The sequence below is a fragment of the Haemophilus sp. HMSC061E01 genome, from assembly GCF_001810345.1.
In the GTDB taxonomy this organism is placed as follows: domain Bacteria; phylum Pseudomonadota; class Gammaproteobacteria; order Enterobacterales; family Pasteurellaceae; genus Haemophilus_D.
In genome coordinates, this window is the sequence record NZ_KV800998.1 from 204,428 (window position 1) to 222,214 (window position 17,787).

Annotated in this window: 13 protein-coding genes and 1 pseudogene; 6 read left to right on the forward strand and 8 right to left on the reverse strand. The window is 39.3% G+C overall.

Annotation, left to right across the window (positions count from 1 at the left end; translation table 11 throughout):
* Positions 1–3 precede the first annotated feature (3 nt).
* Both fghA and HMPREF2732_RS01450 read left to right on the forward strand, forming a co-directional pair.
* Positions 4–831, forward strand: a complete 828-nt coding sequence (fghA, locus tag HMPREF2732_RS01445; protein WP_070590465.1) for an S-formylglutathione hydrolase — start codon at positions 4–6, stop codon at positions 829–831.
* Positions 832–1,122: 291 nt separating this feature from the next.
* On the forward strand, positions 1,123–1,596 hold the full coding sequence (locus tag HMPREF2732_RS01450) for a hypothetical protein (RefSeq protein WP_070590469.1): 474 nt from the start codon (positions 1,123–1,125) through the stop codon (positions 1,594–1,596).
* Positions 1,597–1,773: 177 nt separating this feature from the next.
* Here the strand turns inward: HMPREF2732_RS01450 and HMPREF2732_RS01455 are convergent, their stop codons facing one another.
* On the reverse strand, positions 1,774–5,007 hold the full coding sequence (locus HMPREF2732_RS01455) for a S8 family serine peptidase (protein ID WP_070590472.1): 3,234 nt from the start codon (positions 5,005–5,007) through the stop codon (positions 1,774–1,776).
* 204 nt (positions 5,008–5,211) lie between these two features.
* On the opposite strand from HMPREF2732_RS01455, the gene galE reads away from it, so the two are divergent.
* From galE to HMPREF2732_RS01475, 4 genes are all read left to right on the forward strand, one after another.
* Positions 5,212–6,228, forward strand: coding sequence for a UDP-glucose 4-epimerase GalE (gene galE, locus HMPREF2732_RS01460; protein ID WP_014064082.1), 1,017 nt, complete (start codon positions 5,212–5,214; stop codon positions 6,226–6,228).
* 80 nt (positions 6,229–6,308) lie between these two features.
* The gene (locus HMPREF2732_RS01465; RefSeq protein ID WP_070590475.1) at positions 6,309–7,583 is read left to right on the forward strand and encodes an MFS transporter; all 1,275 of its coding nucleotides are present in this window, start codon (positions 6,309–6,311) and stop codon (positions 7,581–7,583) included.
* 98 nt (positions 7,584–7,681) lie between these two features.
* Positions 7,682–8,326 carry an adenylate kinase gene (gene adk, locus HMPREF2732_RS01470; protein ID WP_005695482.1) on the forward strand — a complete coding sequence of 215 codons (645 nt, stop codon included), beginning with the start codon at positions 7,682–7,684 and terminating at the stop codon, positions 8,324–8,326.
* 97 nt (positions 8,327–8,423) lie between these two features.
* Positions 8,424–10,448 (forward strand): hypothetical protein, encoded by a 2,025-nt coding sequence (locus HMPREF2732_RS01475; RefSeq protein WP_070590478.1) that lies wholly within the window; start codon positions 8,424–8,426, stop codon positions 10,446–10,448.
* Between the two features lie 70 nt (positions 10,449–10,518).
* Here the strand turns inward: HMPREF2732_RS01475 and lipA are convergent, their stop codons facing one another.
* The 7 genes and pseudogenes from lipA to mrdA form a co-directional block, all read right to left on the reverse strand.
* Positions 10,519–11,481, reverse strand: coding sequence for a lipoyl synthase (lipA, locus tag HMPREF2732_RS01480; protein WP_005695484.1), 963 nt, complete (start codon positions 11,479–11,481; stop codon positions 10,519–10,521).
* A gap of 61 nt (positions 11,482–11,542) precedes the next feature.
* Positions 11,543–12,184 carry a lipoyl(octanoyl) transferase LipB gene (gene lipB / locus HMPREF2732_RS01485; protein ID WP_070590482.1) on the reverse strand — a complete coding sequence of 214 codons (642 nt, stop codon included), beginning with the start codon at positions 12,182–12,184 and terminating at the stop codon, positions 11,543–11,545.
* 1 nt (position 12,185) lies between these two features.
* The gene (gene ybeD, locus HMPREF2732_RS01490; RefSeq protein ID WP_070590485.1) at positions 12,186–12,464 is read right to left on the reverse strand and encodes a DUF493 family protein YbeD; all 279 of its coding nucleotides are present in this window, start codon (positions 12,462–12,464) and stop codon (positions 12,186–12,188) included.
* Between the two features lie 108 nt (positions 12,465–12,572).
* A complete protein-coding gene (locus HMPREF2732_RS01495; RefSeq protein WP_049369508.1) occupies positions 12,573–13,760 on the reverse strand; it encodes a D-alanyl-D-alanine carboxypeptidase family protein in 1,188 nt (395 codons plus the stop codon).
* An 18-nt stretch (positions 13,761–13,778) separates the two neighbouring features.
* A pseudogene (locus tag HMPREF2732_RS01500) lies at positions 13,779–14,640 on the reverse strand (septal ring lytic transglycosylase RlpA family protein).
* 53 nt (positions 14,641–14,693) lie between these two features.
* The gene (rodA, locus tag HMPREF2732_RS01505; protein ID WP_049364923.1) at positions 14,694–15,809 is read right to left on the reverse strand and encodes a rod shape-determining protein RodA; all 1,116 of its coding nucleotides are present in this window, start codon (positions 15,807–15,809) and stop codon (positions 14,694–14,696) included.
* Positions 15,809–17,785: a penicillin-binding protein 2 gene (gene mrdA, locus HMPREF2732_RS01510; protein ID WP_049364924.1), complete on the reverse strand. Its 1,977-nt coding sequence runs from the start codon at positions 17,783–17,785 to the stop codon at positions 15,809–15,811. The genes rodA and mrdA overlap by 1 nt, the downstream gene beginning before the upstream one ends.
* Between the last annotated feature and the right edge of the window lie 2 nt (positions 17,786–17,787).

Here is a 17,787-nt window from a genome sequence, read left to right on the forward strand (position 1 = left end):
GCTATGAAACTGATTGAACAACATCAAATTTTTGGCGGTTTGCAACAAGTTTGGGCACATGATGCCCAAACGCTTCAATGCGAAATGAAATTTGCCGCCTATTTGCCAAATAATCCGGAAAATCGACCGCTTGGTGTGATTTATTGGCTTTCCGGCTTAACGTGTACGGAACAAAATTTCATTACCAAATCGGGCTTTCAACGTTATGCATCAGAACATCAAGTGATTGTGGTTGCGCCTGATACTAGCCCTCGTGGAGAGCAAGTGCCGAACGATGCAGCTTACGATTTAGGGCAAGGTGCGGGCTTTTATCTTAATGCGACCGAGCAGCCTTGGGTGACGAATTATCAAATGTATGATTATATTTTGAATGAATTGCCAGGTCTGATTGAAGCAAATTTCCCTACCAACGGCAAACGTTCCATTATGGGGCATTCAATGGGCGGGCACGGTGCATTGGTATTGGCACTACGAAACCAAGAACGTTATCAAAGTGTTTCTGCTTTTTCGCCTATTTTATCGCCAAGCCTCGTGCCTTGGGGAGAAAAAGCCTTTACTGCTTATTTAGGGAAAGATCGTGAAAAATGGCAGCAATATGATGCCAGCTCACTCATTCAACAAGGCTATAAAGTGCAAGGTATGCGTATTGATCAGGGCTTAGAAGATGAGTTTTTGCCAACACAATTACGCACCGAAGATTTTATCGAAACCTGTCGTGCGGCAAATCAACCGATCGATGTGCGCTTCCACAAAGGCTACGATCATAGCTATTACTTCATCGCCAGTTTTATTGGTGAGCATATTGCCTATCATGCGGCATTTTTGAAGTAAGCTAAAGAAGTGATTCGCTAATTGATAAAACGTTGGAGCGAACGTTAATTGTTCATTTAATGAATTTAAAAGGCATCAGATTGATGCCTTTTGTTTTTATCTATTAGTATTAAAAATGCGAATGTTGGAGTGGGTTCAGCGAATACTTATGTGATATTCTCTGTTGTGAAAATAAAAGCAAAGAATCATAGCAAAATGTGGTAGTGAACCTTTGGTTTATATACAAGAAACATTGAATAACCCAATTTTAGAGGGATATAGATAAAGGTTTAAATTATTTTTGGAGGAAAAATGATTTATATGAATTCAAAAATGAGAGATTCGTTTAATGAGGTTTGTAGTCATGAAAATTTATCTACAGAATTATCTTGCATATTAGATAAGGGGTTTGTTGAGATAAATAAATGTGTTTTTTTTAGTTGGTTATGGAGAGGTGAGTATAGTAATGATATAACCATTGATAATATTAAAGAACAATTTTTAGATTTCTCTGGGTATGAGTTTTCTATTAATAAAATATATATTGAAGATTACATCCATAAGAATGTTAAGAAAGAATCATTTTGTTTTGTTAATGCTTTCAAGGATAAATGGAATAAAGTCTTTCCTAATAAGCCTTGTGTCTTGTTTTTGTGTTTTAAAAGTAATGAGTTTGGTTTTAGTTCTATATTCAGTTTTCATGTTAAAAGGATTGGTGAGTGTATTTTAGATATTTCTAGTATTGATAACTTTGAGGATGAAATATATATGGAAATATTAAATTGAATTTTAATGGCTAGATGTTTCAGAAATATATCCCTTAGAATTGAGCATTGTAGGACTAAGTTTTTAGATATCTGAAATGCATATAACTAAAAGTATCTAATACAAAGTGCGGTCAATTTTCAAAGAGTTTTAAAACTTCTCTAAAACTGACCGCACTTTTTGTCTTATTGAATATCGTTAAAATGAGAAACGTAATTCTGCATTAACATTATTCGCTTTGGTATCGTGGTTGTAAGCACCTTGATAGCCGATTTTCACACTCAATACTGGTGTAAATTGAGCTTGTAATGCCACACCTGTCGTGACGACATTTTTCAATTCTTTACCATAAAGATTTGCTACGCCTTGATTATTGATAACCAAGCTGCCTTCAGCGGCTTTATCTTTATGGAAACGATGATAAGCCACATCACCTAATAGATTTAATTGAACGCCACCAATTGCAAATGGAATGGATGGACGTAAACCGACAGAGGTGACGATTAAATCACGATTGTTGTCTTTTAACTGCACTTCGCCTTTTGTCACGCCTTTGTTTTTGATGTGCATATAGCTTACGCCAGCATAAGGTTCAAGCGCAAAATGTTCGCCTTTTAAGCCAGTGTAGGCAAGTTCAGCAAAGACATTTTGTGTTTGGCTATGGGTTTTCACACCTTGTGCAAATTCAGCACGTTGTTCGTGTTTACCCCAGCTTTGAATAAATCCAATTTTCGGTGTTAACACGTTGAAACGATGTTCAGCCGTTAAGCCTAAATGCACGGCACGATCTTTCGAAGTGCGGTCAATTTTGTGGCTATTTTGTGTTGAACCAACAAATACACCTAAATGTTTGTTTGTATCTATTGTTGTATCAATACCCACAAGTTGGTTGTACGCATGGCTGCTTAAACTATCCGTGCTGAAGTGGGTGAAGGTGCCACTTGTCCAAATTTGTGTGCCGGTATTAAGTTGTGCTCTTACTGCACCTGGTTGGGCAAGTTGCTGACGAAGCAATAAGCCATTTAACACATTGTGTTGTTCGGCAGCGAGATCTTCATCATAGCTTAAACGAGCAAAGGCTTGGCGAGCATTCTCTTTTGTTCCCCAAATGAGGCTTTGATATGCTGCACTGCTTGTTGCTGCATCTAAGGCATTGGCGATAGCCACTTCATTTTCAGTCGTTGCTGCAGATGAAAGGGCTTTTTTCTGAACGGTCACTTTCAACGTATTCGCATTACTTTCATTTTTAACGGCAAAGAAATCATAAGTGCGAGGTGTTTCAACTATCGCATTTTCAGCCCCTACAAATGAGCCTGTACCTTGCACAGATACCGCTTTTTGTGGATCTTTTTGTAATTGAGGCAGAATTTCTTCGTCAAATTTATTTGGCACTAAAACAGAACCGTCTGCAAAGGTTGCATTGACGTTAGCAATACCATTATTCAGTAAGAAACGACCACCTTTTTCCACTGTCGCAGTGACCGTTTTCGCGGTGCTGGTTAAGGTTTCGGTAACAAATCCATTCTCACTTGGTTTAGTGACTTCCGCTTTTGGTAACACTTCCAATGTTGCACCTTGTTTTACGATGACTTGTTGTGCCGAACCAAGGGATTGATTTAACCCTGAAAGTTGACCTTCATTTACAGTAATTGCACCAGTGAAGCTGTTATTACCGGTGAGGGTTAAGGTGCCAGCCCCATTTTTAGTTAATGCACCAACATAGCCTTGTGCAGCACGTTCATTACGAGCGGCTTCACGCGCTAAACCTACTTGATATTCTGCTTTTTCTTCAGCTGTCGCACCTGCACGATTTTGCATTAATGCTTCTAATTCTGCTTTGCGTGTTGCCCAAGTCGTCGCTTCAGCTTGATCTTCGACTTGACGTGCTTTGATGGCTTTATCGCTAATATCATTTGACCAAACATCATTTTGATTGAGGTTGATTTTCATGTTTCCTAAGAATTGACCTGGGCCAAACATCGCTTTGCCAAGATCTAAAATCCCCCAGCCCCAAACGTTACTTGGTACACCTTGTTCAGTTTCCCAACGTTCTAATGGTTTACCTTCAAGCCCTTTACGAAGCGTGGTTTGTCTTGCTGTGGTTAGCATGACATCACGCGCTTGATCGGTTGTCATGTATGGATAGCGAGAAAGAATGACACCTAATGCACCACTTACGTGTGGGGCAGCCATTGAAGTACCACCGGCTGATTTGTAAATAGGGTCACCATAAGTATTGTTGTCTTGTAATTGAATGTAGGAGGAATAGATGTTGGCGGATGGCGCCGCAATCGTCCACCATTTTGAATGGCCGGCGAGGTTAAATTCTTGAATATCTGCGCCTGCTTTTTCATCACTCACATCGTCATTTGAATCATTTGGATAGCCTTCACCACCCACTTGTCCAGTAACGTTTACCCAGTATTTTTCTGCATCAGGTCTAAAATAAGGCAACATCGCGCGCGTAAAGGACTCAGCCATCATACTACGGTTACCCGCTGTAAAGACTTGAATCACTTGTTTATTTTTTGCCACTTCATAAGCCGCATCAACAAAGTTTTTCTCACCACTCGTGACAAATTGATAATAAGCTTTTTCAGCTTCGCCTAAATTACTTAAATAAATATGTGCTGCAGGACTGGAAATTGGCTCAGGTGCTTTTGGTACATCATAATATTGCACGCCATATTCTGGTACATCACGCCAATCATATTTTGGTTTATAGCCTAATGCACCGGCAAAGGATGAATTAACACGACGGTTTGACCCCCAACTGTTATTAATTACTTTTGCGCCCGCATCCGCGAGGGCAGAGTAGCCTTGTAAGAAGAAACTATAGTCTTGATTTGGACCATAGGTCATGTTGTCGTTACCACCCGTGTTGGCAGAATAGAGATTGGCGCCGAATGCTACACCGTGCATTTCGTTGCCGTCACGGCTTGCCGCCATTGTACCGCCAACGTGCGTACCGTGCGCATCATTGGTATATTTATGCCATGCCCCGTCAATATTGAAGGCTTCACCTTTAGTGAAGATGCCATTATCTGTTTTATCGAAATTGCGTTTGCCGTTTTTTACGGGTTCATTTTTATTAATTGGACCATTTCCCACCGATGCATCGGGATAACGCATGCCATCTTTACTATAAGTCCCTTCCGTTTTTACAACGTGGATTCGACCGTCTTGAAATTCAGGATGGTTTAATAGCACACCTGAATCCATCACACCAATTTTCACGCCTGAGCCATTAAAGCTAAGAGCATAAGCCGTGGAGGCATTCATTGAGGTTAAGCCCCAATCTTTGAGGTATTCAGCGCTTTCCCAACTTTTGGTATTACCGGCTTGGCCTTGTTCAGAATAAGCGGCTGCATTAGCAGCATACCAACCAACAAGTAGTGCGAGTGCGGTTTTTTGAAGTGTTTGAGGTTTCATGTTGTCTTCCTTTATCTTTTTGATTTTAGGAGGCTATTATTCGCCTCATCGCGAAGCGCTTCAATGACTCAAATCAAAATTTCAGAGAAAAATGTTTATTCTGTGACAACGATCACACCAAAGTGCGGTCAAAAGAGGGGATAAATTTATGTATCGTAGAAATCAATGTTATAATTTGCGAACAAAATGATTAAGGAGTAACTCATGGCTATTTTAGTAACGGGTGGCGCAGGCTATATCGGTTCACACACTGTAGTGGAATTATTAAATGCAAATAAAGAAGTGGTAGTATTGGATAATTTATGTAATTCATCCCCAAAATCTTTAGAACGCGTAAAAGAAATCACGGGCAAAGACGTGAAATTTTATGAGGGCGATATTTTAGATCGTGCTTTATTACAAAAAATCTTTGCTGAAAACAGCATTCAGTCGGTAATCCATTTTGCAGGTTTAAAAGCTGTGGGTGAAAGTGTTCAGAAACCCGCTGAATACTATATGAATAATGTTGCTGGTACGATTGTTCTCATTCAAGAAATGAAAAAAGCAGGTGTGTGGAACTTTGTATTTAGTTCATCTGCAACGGTTTATGGTGATCCGGAAATTATTCCAATTACAGAAGATTGCAAAGTGGGCGGTACAACCAACCCTTACGGTACCTCTAAATACATGGTCGAACAAATTCTGACCGATGTTGCGAAAGCTGAACCACAATTTAGTATGACGATCTTACGTTATTTCAACCCAGTGGGCGCACACGCAAGTGGCTTGATTGGTGAAGATCCAAATGGTATTCCAAATAACCTATTACCTTATATCAGCCAAGTTGCGATCGGTAAATTACCGCAACTTTCCGTGTTTGGTAGCGATTATGATACTCATGACGGCACAGGTGTACGTGATTATATTCACGTGGTGGATTTAGCGATTGGTCACTTAAAAGCATTAAATCGCCATGAAAATGACGCAGGTTTACACATTTATAACTTAGGTACAGGTACTGGTTATTCTGTGCTTGATATGGTGAAAGCGTTCGAGCAAGCGAACAATATTAAAATTCCATATCGCCTTGTGGCACGTCGTCCGGGTGATATTGCAACCTGCTATTCCGATCCAAGCCTTGCTGCAAAAGAGTTAAATTGGACAGCTGAACGTGGTCTTGAGCAAATGATGAAAGATACCTGGAATTGGCAAAAAAATAATCCGAAAGGATATCGAGATTAATCTCACTCTTGTTGGGCGGAGCATCATTCCGCCCTTAATATTTTAATCAGATAAAACACGCTCAAAAATAACCGCACTTTATGTCAGAACAATCCCTTTCTAGTCAAATATTTACCCGCAAAATGCTGATCTGTGTTTTCACTGGATTTAGTTCGGGTTTACCACTTTTCGTGTTATTGCAAATGTTGCCTGTATGGTTGACAGATAAAGGGCTTTCCGTTGAATTAATCGGTGCATTGACAGGGGTGATGGTGCCATATGGTTTGAAGTTTTTATGGGCGCCGTTATTAGATCGCTATTTCCCACATTTTTTAGGGCGTCGTCGTAGTTGGTTATTGATTTCTCAAGTGATTTTGCTGATTTCACTTTATGCAATAAGTCAGTTTGATCCCGTGGCTGAGTTAAGTACGGTAGCTAAAATTGCCACATTTATTGCCTTTTTCTCTGCGACACAAGATATTGTACTCGATGCTTATCGTCGTGAAATTTTAACGGATAATGAATTAGGATTGGGGAACACCATCCACATTAATGCTTATCGTGTTGCAGGTTTAATTCCTGGGGGGCTCTCGCTTTATTTAGCGACGATTTATCCATGGGAAACCGTCTTTTTATTGACCGCACTTTGTATGCTAGCGGGCATATTTATGACACTCTTTTTAGCGAAAGAACCAAATATTGCCCAGGTCGATCGTGATCAACCTTTCTATATGGTATTTTGGATACCTTTGAAAGAGTTCTTCCAACGCAAAGGTGTCGCCCAAGCCATCGGTTTTTTACTCTTTTTGTTCTTGTATAAATTTGGTGATTCATTTGCCACCACGTTACAAACGAAATTCGTCTATGACATGGGCTTTGAAAAAGAGCATATTGCGTTGGTGGTAAAAAGTACCTCACTTTGGGCAAGTATCTCTGCCGGTCTCGTGGGGGGGGTGATTATGTTACGCCTAGGCATTAACCGCGCATTATGGGTATTTGGTTTCATCCAATTGATTACTATTGGTGGATTTATTTGGTTAGCTGCATTTGGGCATTTTGACCATATCGGTGCCGCAGAACTTTGGAAATTAGGTTTCGTTATTGCGGCTGAATATATCGGTGTCGGTTTAGGTACAGCTGCCTTTGTCGCCTTTATGGCTCGCGAAACGAATCCGCTTTATACAGCCACTCAATTAGCCTTATTTACCAGCCTTTCCGCTTTACCGAGTAAAGGGCTTGGTATGTTATCTGGTTACTTGGTTAAAGCAGTGGGCTACTATCATTTTTTCTGGATTTGTTTATTCCTTGCTATCCCAGGAATGATTTGTTTATTCTGGGTGGCACCATGGAATAAAAAAGGAAATGAAAAAGCTTAAAATAAAATAAAGTGCGGTCAAAATTAACAGCAAAATCATTTGACCAAACAAGGCTTTAACGGTATTTTAAACAGGTCTATTATTTATTGGAGATTCGTATGAAAATCATTCTTTTAGGTGCACCAGGTGCAGGAAAAGGCACACAAGCACAATTTATTATGAACAAGTTTGGTATCCCACAAATTTCAACAGGGGATATGTTCCGTGCAGCGATTAAAGCGGGGACAGAATTAGGCAAACAAGCAAAAGCATTAATGGATGAAGGAAAATTAGTACCGGATGAATTAACCGTTGCATTAGTAAAAGATCGTATTTCTCAACCAGATTGTGCAAATGGTTTCTTATTAGATGGTTTCCCACGTACGATTCCACAAGCGGATGCATTAAAAGATTCTGGCGTGAAAATTGATTACGTTTTAGAGTTTGATGTACCGGATGAAGTGATCGTTGAACGTATGAGTGGTCGTCGCGTACACCAAGCATCGGGCCGTTCTTATCATATCGTTTACAACCCACCAAAAGTGGAAGGTAAAGATGATGTAACGGGTGAAGATTTAATTATCCGTGCCGATGATAAACCAGAAACGGTGTTAGATCGTTTAGCGGTTTACCACAAACAAACCAGCCCATTAATTGATTATTACCAAGCTGAAGCGAAAGCAGGTAATACGCAATATTTCCGTTTAGATGGTACTCAAAAAGTGGAAGCTGTAAGCCAAGAATTAGATAAAATCTTAGGCTAAAATAGACTGGAAACTGACCGCACTTTGAAGAGAAAAGTGCGGTTAATTTTTCAAAAGGATTTTGAGATCGTAAATTGAGATCGTATTTGGGGACATTATGAGCAAGAAAAGAACAATAGCATTGACGATTTCGGCTATCGCAGTGGCACTTGGGATCGGCGCACAATTTTATACCAATCACAAAATCGATCAGGTATTAAAAAATTTCCCTTACTCTTTGGATAATCAAGCAACATTGAATGTGACGCAAACCGCGAAAAACTTTTTTATTCGCGAGTTAATCTTTAGTGTAAAAGATAGCGATGCGAAAAGCACAAATGTGATTTCAACTAAGCTCACCGCACTGCCTTTCTTCATTACAGCGGAGTCTCAGTTATCTGATCAATTAGTTCGTCAATTAAATAAAACATTAAATATCACGATTGATAAAAACACGATTAATAGTAAATTTTCGCCGGTAGGGGATTATTTACAGTCTGATATTTTGACGGAATTCCGTGATTTTGCGAATAAGTCCCAAAACCTTTCTATCGGTCTTCATTTCTTAAAAAATAAAGAAGTTGAGCTAAAAACAACTCTAAGTGGTTTTAATTACGATAAAGACACTAAACTGGAACAAATTGAGGGTGAAGCTCGCCTAGTGCCTGTCGGCGCAAATCAATACGATCTATCAAGTATTGACTTAACCGCGAAAAATGCCGAAGTGGCGTTGTTAAATGGCGAAAACACCCATGTTTATATGAAAAATGCGACGTACCACTTTGACGTGAAATCAGGTGAGGCAGATAAACGTGATCTGAGTACGAAATTCAGTAGTGATATTTTACGTATTGCCAATAAAAGCCGTACGACAGAAGAAAGCCAAGCAACAGCTGGTGGTTTGAATTTATTGATTAAACAAAATGGCGTGCCAAGTGCAGTCAATTTTCATCATGAATTTAAAAAATTAAGTGATGGCTCACTAGACATTAAAGATGGCGTCAATTTGTTAACGAAAATTTTTACACAAAACGATCGTTTTGATGGTTCATTATCCGTGCTTTCTGTCAATGTGCCTAAAAATAATCAACCTTACTTTAACTTACAAAATGCCGGTCTTGAACTTAAGTTGGCGAATACGGATTTAACCAAGGCTAATGTAGATTTTAAACTGAATGTTGATAGTGTGAAACAAACCCCTGCCGATGAAGCGCGTAAATGGGAAGCTAAAGGCGGTAAAGTTAATATTCAGTTAGATGATTACAACGTGGCAAACGAATTGGCGTTTGTACCATTTTTATTAGATGCTTTTGCTGAGAAAGAGGCACCCTCAAAAGATAATAAAGACTTCTTGAATGCCAAAGATAAATGGGTGAAAGAATTTAGTGGCAAAACCAATATTGAGGCAGCCTTAAAATCATTTAATATGGCTGATTTAGTGCTTGATGACGTATCAGCCAGTGATAAGACGGAAACACTAGACAATGATCAATATAATGAACATATCACATTGTCAGCGAATAAAGCCAGTTACCCAAGTGCAGGCTTCCAATTTGAAAAATTAGCGATTGATGCACCATTTAAAATTAATCATAGCAAAGCGCATTTATCAGCAAGATTTTGCTCAGCACCGTTTTATGGGGCCTTATGCAGCACGCATTTAACGTCAGCCACATTCGATAAATATATCAAAAATTCTTGGAAAGAGCTTGATTTAATCGTTGATAATGCAACATTGAATTTAAATCTAAATACTTATCCAGAGACCAATGCTTATCCTGTAAAATTGGAAGTGAGTGGTATTGTGCCTCAAGTGCCCGAAGATGATTCATCAGACATGATTCCAGATAATATTGAAGGCACATTTAATCTGACATTAAGTAAAATGTTGTTTGATGATCAAAATGAAAAAGCCTTAGCCATTAAGGAAAATTCATACTTTTGGCAATATTTAAGTAGCTTTGTGAAACATGATGGAAAACTTCACCGAGAATTTGTAGAAGAAGGTGATAATTACGTTTCTAGAGTGGAAAAAACGGAAAATGGTTACTTAATTAATGGGCGTACGCTTGAAGATCTTCGTCAAGAAAGCATGATGGAGACTGATGAGGGCGAAGAAGATAAGCCAGCTGCAACTGACTAGCTGAAAGGATAATATAAAAAATGACCGCACTTGAGATTCAAAGTGCGGTCATTTTTTTATCTGTTTTTGATTACTTCACTAATCCACCACTTGCTTGTAAATCAGCATGGTAGGAAGAGCGAACAAATGGGCCACAGGCTGCGTGTTCAAAGCCCATTGCGTTGGCTTTATCACGGAACTCATCAAATTCTGCTGGTGGCACATAGCGCGCAACTGGTAAGTGATGGCGACTTGGTTGGAGATATTGTCCAAGTGTCAACATGGTTACACCGTTTGCACGTAAGTCTTCCATCACTTGAAGAATTTCCTCATTGGTTTCACCCAATCCAACCATTAGACCTGATTTAGTTGGAATGTTTGGGAACATTTCTTTGAAATCATGAAGCAATTTTAAAGACCACTGATAATCAGCGCCCGGACGAATTTCTTTATACAAACGTGGTACATTTTCTAAGTTGTGGTTGAACACATCTGGTGGATTGTCTTTTAATTTTTCTAAGGCTTGAGTAATACGTCCTCTGAAATCAGGAACCAAAATCTCAATTTTGATGCCAGGGTTTAATGCTCGCACTTCTTTTACACATTCAGCAAAATGACCTGCACCACGATCAGGTAAATCATCACGGTCTACAGAGGTAATCACCACATATTTCAACTTCATATCTTGGATAGTTTCAGCTAATTTACGTGGTTCATCCGGATCGGGCGGTAATGGTTTACCATGTGCAACGTCACAGAATGGGCAACGACGAGTACAAATCGCCCCTAAAATCATAAAGGTTGCCGTACCATGGTTAAAGCACTCGTGTAAATTTGGACAAGACGCTTCTTCGCAGACAGAATGTAGGCCATGACGACGCATCCCGTTTTTGATGGTTTCGATCTTTAATGAGCTAGATGGCAATTTGATTTTCATCCATTCTGGCTTTTTCAATAATTCTTGATTAGGATCGATGTTTTTAACAGGGATGATTGATGTTTTGGCTGCATCACGGTATTTCACACCGCGTTCCATTTTAAAAGGCGTTGACATTTTTCTTTCCTAAAGAAAATGCCTGATTCAGGCATTTTTAAATGAGTTATAAAAGTGAATGTTATAAATTTGTAACATTATAGCCCAAAAGTTCGGCAAAGTGTTTAATTAATTTTGGGGAAACCTTGTCAAGTATTGCCTCTTCTTTACCGATAAAATTAGCAAGCTGACACATTTCAAGCTCTGCATAGCCGCAAGGATTAATGTAGTGGAAAGGATTGAGATCCATATTGATATTAAACGCAAGCCCATGGAAAGAGCAGCCTTTTCGAATGCGTAAACCTAATGAACAGATTTTTTTGCCATCAATATACACACCAGGTGCATCTGGTTTGGGATAACCTTCAATACCATAGTCTGCAAGGGTTTTTACAACAGATTGTTCAAGTGCGGTCACTAATTGGCGAACATTTAAATGTTCATGACGTTTAATATCAATGAGCACATACATGACCTGCTGACCAGGACCATGATAGGTAATTTGACCACCACGATCCGATTGAACAACAGGAATATCACTTCGTTGTAATAAGTGTTCTGGTTTGCCAGCTTGGCCTTGTGTGAAAACAGGATGATGCTCAACTAGCCAAATTTCATCGGTGGTTTCTGCATTTCGATTATCCGTGAATTCCTGCATTTTATGCCAGATTTCCTGATAATCTTGTAATCCTAATTGACGGACAATTAAATCAGTCTTGTTCATCTTAGAGAACCATTTTGACGCCTTCAACTTTTGCAAGTTCTTTGTAAAGTGTTTCTACTTGCTCAAAGTTTTGCGCGACGATATCAATCGAAACTGAATTATAAGTGCCTTTACTACTGCATTTTTCCTTTGGAATATAATCACCCGGTAAATATTTTTGTATCACTGCTACGATGTCTTGCGCTAAACCTTCACGGTTAACACCTGCGACTTTAAATGTCATTGCAGCAGGGAATTCCATTACTTCTTTTAGTTTTTCATAATCGTTTTCGGTTGCCATGTTGTTTCCTTAATTTAAGAATAAGGTGCGTGAATCAGTTAAATTCATACACCTTACGGATTTATTGATGTGATATAAATGGGGAAGTGCGGTTAATTTTCAAGGTGTTTAGTCAAATAATCCTTTAACTGTTAATACTAACCAGTCCCAACCTTTACCTAAGAAACCGCCTTCTTGTACATCTTCTAATGCTTGAAGATTTACGGTAGCGACATCTTTGCCGTCTAATTGATAAACGATTTTACCTACCACTTGGCCTTTTGCTAAAGGTGCTTGTAAGTATTTGTTATCTAATTCATAACGTGCTTTTAAGTCAGTTTGTTTACCTTTTGGCACAGTGATAAAGCCATCTTCTAAGACACCAAGTTTAACGTCACCTTTATCACCGTAGTAAACAGATTGTTTTGAAATTTCTTCACCTGCTTTTTGAGTTTTTAAGGTTTCAAAGTTAGCAAAACCCCATTGTAAGAGTTTTTTACTTTCTACTTCACGACCTTTATAGGTTGGTACACCCATTACAACAGAAATTAAACGCATATTGTTTGGACTTGTTGCTGATGCGACAAGGTTATAACCTGCTTGGCTTGTGTGACCGGTTTTCATACCATCCACGTTAATGGTTTTATCCCATAATAAGCCATTACGGTTAGGTTGTTTGATTTTGTTGAAAGTAAAGTCTTTTTCTGCGTAGATTTTATATTCTTCCGGTAAATCACGAATAATATGCGCACCAATAATCGCCATATCACGTGCAGTCGAATATTGGTTTGGATCATCTAAACCATGTGGTGTGGTGAAGTTAGTATTTTTTAAGCCAAATTGTTGAACGTATTTATTCATGGTATCAACGAAGTTAGCCACGGTACCCGAAATATGTTCAGCTACAGCAACACAGGCATCATTACCAGAAACAATGATAATCCCTTTGTTTAAATCACCCACAGACACTTGTTGATTTAAATTTAAGAACATTTTTGATGAATCAGGGAAATTTCTACCCCAAGCGCTTTCGCTAATTGTCACCATATCTTCATTATGGATTTTACCTTGTTTTAATGCAGCACCAACCACATAGCTAGTCATCATTTTTGTTAATGAGGCAGGGTATTGGCGTTGGTCTGGGTTAAGTGATGCAAGTACCGCACCAGAATTGTAATCCATTAAAACATAAGTTTGCGCATTCACTTCCGGTACAGCGATACCGTATTGAATATCTTCAGCGGCAGCAAATGTTGACGCTGCTATTAATCCCGAGAAGAGTACAATTTTTTTCAATTTTGCAGATTGTTTTAACATAGCATTTCCTTTAATAGCTTATTGGTTTTTATAAGTATAAACGATTACGGGTTGCCCATTGATCGTTTTTTGTAATTTTGTTTTTAATTGATTAATATCCGCTTGATCCGCTAATGGGCCAAAATGGATTTCATAGTTTTGCCCATTTTGGTTAATTTCCGTTTTGATGTCATCTAACGCGAGTTTTGTGATGATGCTTTCTGCTTGGCTTTTTGACGACAGCGCGAGTAGTTTTAGCTTGAAAACAGTTTTTGCATCGTTTGTGCTGTCTAAGTTTTGATTTTTTTTTTTCGCTATTTTTATTGACGACTAAACGCTCACTGGCTTCTTGCGTTTTAGCATGCTTGGCAAGCGTTTTTGCTCCCGCACCTGAAATTTGACCTTTGTGATCCACATGTAAAGCTTCAATTCTTACTTGCCCTGTACCACGAGCAATAAGGCCTAATTCTTTTGCGGCAGAATGAGATAAGTCAATGATACGTTTCTCACTAAACGGACCACGATCATTAATTCGCACAATCACCTTGCGATTGTTATGTAAGTTTGTAACAACCGCATAAGAATTCAAAGGTAAGGTTTTATGTGCGGCAGTGAAAAGTGCCGAATCATAGCGTTCACCATTAGCTGTTTTACGACCATTAAATTTATGGTGGTAATAACTTGCTGTCCCTTCTTTTGAATAGGACTTTGCCTCATCACCTTGTGTGGTGTATGTTTTACCATTCACTTCATAGCTTTGTGGCGCTTGAACGGTCGTAGTAATCGACAGCGAATCCCCTTGAATACCATACATTTTTTGCGTATCGGCAAAAGCAGAAAAACTTGAGCTGCTTATCAAGGTAAAAAGTGCGGTCGTTTTTAAGATGTTTTTTAATGTCATACTTATTACTTTCAAGATTATCGGTGCTCTTCATAAGAAAGCCAAAAGGGAAATTAGTTCCCTTTCATAAAGCGAGGTTTGTGAGTATGAATGGACATCACTAAACCAAAGCTTGCCATGATGGCGACATATGAGGTACCGCCGTAGCTAAAGAGTGGTAAAGGCACCCCTACAACAGGCAAAATGCCACTCACCATACCAATATTCACGAAGACATAAACGAAGAATATCAGTGTGGTTGCACCAGCAAGAATACGCCCGAAAGAGGTTTCTGCATTTACCGCAATTATTAAGCCACGGATAATAATAAACAAATAAATTGCCATCAGAATAAGAAAACCGACCATTCCATGTTCTTCACTCATCACGGCAAAAATAAAATCAGTGTGTGGTTCAGGCAAAAATTCTAATTGGGATTGTGTCCCTTGCATCCATCCTTTGCCAGATATACCGCCTGAACCGATAGCAATTTTAGATTGCAAAATATGATAACCCGCCCCAAGTGGATCTTTCTCAGGGTCAAGTAAGGTTAATACTCGCATACGTTGGTAGTCATGCATTAAATACATCCACATGATAGGAATAAATGCCGCTAAGCCAACTACTGCAGCAAGAATAAGCCACCAACTCATCCCTGCTAAGAATACCACGAATAAGCCTGATGCACTAACCAGAATTGATGTACCTAAGTCTGGTTGAATAGCCACAAGTAAAGTTGGCACAATAATCATGGCGATAGCAATAAAGGTTTCGCTCATTTTCGGTGGTAATGGACGGTTACCTAAATATACCGCGACCATTAATGGTACCGCGAGTTTGACAATTTCAGAAGGCTGAAAGCGAATAAATCCAAGATCTAACCAACGTTGTGCCCCTTTACTGGTTGTACCGATAGCATCAACCAAAATCAGCATGATAAAACCCACCAAATATAAGTAAGGGGCGAGTCGCTGATAAAATTTAGGAGGAAGTTGCGCCATAATCATCATCACGGCAAAACCTAATATGACCTGAATAATACGATTTTGGAACATGACTTCACTGGCGCCTGATGCACTATAAAGCACAAGCATGCCATAAGCCGTAATAGCGGCTAATCCAATAAATAATAAAAAATCAATATGTAAGCGTTGCCATAATCGCAAGCATAAAGGCACTTTTTCTTCCATTATTCATTCTCACTTGGTTGAGATTCTAGTGCTGGCGCATCTAAATCAGTTTGGTCCGTCTTTTTCTCTTTTTCAGCATTTTCTTGACGTTCAATTTGTGGCAAGCGTTTATTCAAATAGAAATCCATAATTTGACGTGCAATTGGTGCTGCATTACTTGAACCACCACCCGCGTTTTCTAAAATAATCGTCACAACTAATTTCGGATCTTCATAAGGCGCATAAGCCGTAAACCAAGCATGGTCATGTAATTCTTTTTTCAATCCCGCTGCATTATATTTTTGGTTTTCCTTTAAGCTGAACACTTGTGCGGTACCGGATTTCCCCGCTACGTGGTAATTCGTGCCGATAAAGGCTTTTCGTCCTGTCCCTGCACCTGAATTTACCACATTAAACATACCGCGCTTAGCCGCATCCCAATAAGCTTGTTTGGGATCGGTAATATCTTCATATAAAAGTGGGTCTTGATATGGTTCAATGGTGGCACCTTCAACGGATTTCATTAAATGTGGCGTATGAATTTTACCGTTATTGACCACAATAGAGGTTGCTTTTGCCACTTGTAATGGTGTCGCTGTCCAATAACCTTGACCAATCCCCACTGAGATTGTATCGCCTTGCACCCACGGTTTTTTGTAACGTTTTTGTTTCCATTCTTTACTTGGCATATTAGCCGTGGCTTCTTCTTGAATTTCAATACCTGTTGGCATACCAAACCCAAAACGTTTCATCCACATGGAGAAACGATCAATACCTAAATTAAAAGCGGTTTGATAGAAGAAAGTATCCGATGATTCAGTAATAGCTTTGTTTAAATCTGTATAACCATGCCCCGTTTTTTTCCAATCTCGGAAACGTTTTGTTGAGTTTGGCAATGTCCAGTAACCAGGGTCAAAAATTGTGGTATTAGGCGTAATCACCCCTTCAGTTAATGCCGCAACAGCAACGAATGGTTTTACAGTAGAGGCAGGCGGGTACACACCTTGTGTCGCACGACTATAAAGTGGTCGAGTTGGATCTTCGAGTAAACGTTTGTAATCACTAGAAGAAATGCCATCGACGAATAAATTATTGTCATAGCTTGGTGTTGAAACCATCGCTAATACGCTGTTGTCTTTCGGGTCAAGCACGACAACAGCGCCTTTTTGACCTGAAAGGAGCGACATAATATAGCGTTGAAGGGTAAAATCGATAGTCAGATGAATACTTTTACCCGCAGTGGCTGGTTGTTCACGTAGTTTACGAATAACTTTACCACGGTTATTAATTTCAACCTCTTCGAAACCGGTTGTACCATGGAGTTGTTCTTCGTAATAACGTTCAATACCCAGTTTCCCCATGTCCGTAGAACCGGAATAGTTAGCAAATTTTTCTTCTTTTTTTAGGCGCTCAACATCTCGGTCATTAATGCGTCCAACGTAACCCAATATATGAGTCATGGCTTCGCCATATAGGTAATTTCGTTTGAAATAAGGACGTACATCAAGGCTTGGATATTTATATTGATTTACCGCAAAACGGGCAATTTGTTCTTCCGTTAGGCTAGGCTTGAGTAAAATCGGCGTATAGCGAGTACCACGACGACGCTCTTTTTTGAAATGTTCAATGTCTTCATCAGTGAGTCCCACAACATAGCGCAATTCTTCAAAAGTGCGGTCTAAATTTTCCGTTTTTTCCGGCACGATATATAAACCGAAAAAAGTGAGGTTTTCAGCCAGTAATTCGCCGTAACGGTCGTAAATTAATCCGCGAGTAGGAGGAAGCGGAAGCAATTTAATACGGTTACCATTAGAGCGAGTTTGATACATGTCGTAATTCACCACCTGAAGATGGTAAATATTGGCAAATAGCACGCCACTTAGGGCTAAAATACCGATGAATGCCACCAATGTTCGACGTGCAAATAAGTTCCGTTCCGCTTTTTTATCGCGGATCGGCTCATTGGTTGGTGCAGAAAAGAATTTTTTTAAATTCATCG

Coding starts and splice junctions, on each gene's coding strand:
- fghA (WP_070590465.1), top strand. CDS start 4: ATGAAACTGATTGAACAACATCAAATTTTTGGCGGTTTGCAACAAGTT.
- HMPREF2732_RS01450 (WP_070590469.1), top strand. CDS start 1,123: ATGATTTATATGAATTCAAAAATGAGAGATTCGTTTAATGAGGTTTGT.
- HMPREF2732_RS01455 (WP_070590472.1), bottom strand. CDS start 5,007: ATGAAACCTCAAACACTTCAAAAAACCGCACTCGCACTACTTGTTGGT.
- galE (WP_014064082.1), top strand. CDS start 5,212: ATGGCTATTTTAGTAACGGGTGGCGCAGGCTATATCGGTTCACACACT.
- HMPREF2732_RS01465 (WP_070590475.1), top strand. CDS start 6,309: ATGTCAGAACAATCCCTTTCTAGTCAAATATTTACCCGCAAAATGCTG.
- adk (WP_005695482.1), top strand. CDS start 7,682: ATGAAAATCATTCTTTTAGGTGCACCAGGTGCAGGAAAAGGCACACAA.
- HMPREF2732_RS01475 (WP_070590478.1), top strand. CDS start 8,424: ATGAGCAAGAAAAGAACAATAGCATTGACGATTTCGGCTATCGCAGTG.
- lipA (WP_005695484.1), bottom strand. CDS start 11,481: ATGTCAACGCCTTTTAAAATGGAACGCGGTGTGAAATACCGTGATGCA.
- lipB (WP_070590482.1), bottom strand. CDS start 12,184: ATGAACAAGACTGATTTAATTGTCCGTCAATTAGGATTACAAGATTAT.
- ybeD (WP_070590485.1), bottom strand. CDS start 12,464: ATGGCAACCGAAAACGATTATGAAAAACTAAAAGAAGTAATGGAATTC.
- HMPREF2732_RS01495 (WP_049369508.1), bottom strand. CDS start 13,760: ATGTTAAAACAATCTGCAAAATTGAAAAAAATTGTACTCTTCTCGGGA.
- rodA (WP_049364923.1), bottom strand. CDS start 15,809: ATGGAAGAAAAAGTGCCTTTATGCTTGCGATTATGGCAACGCTTACAT.
- mrdA (WP_049364924.1), bottom strand. CDS start 17,785: ATGAATTTAAAAAAATTCTTTTCTGCACCAACCAATGAGCCGATCCGC.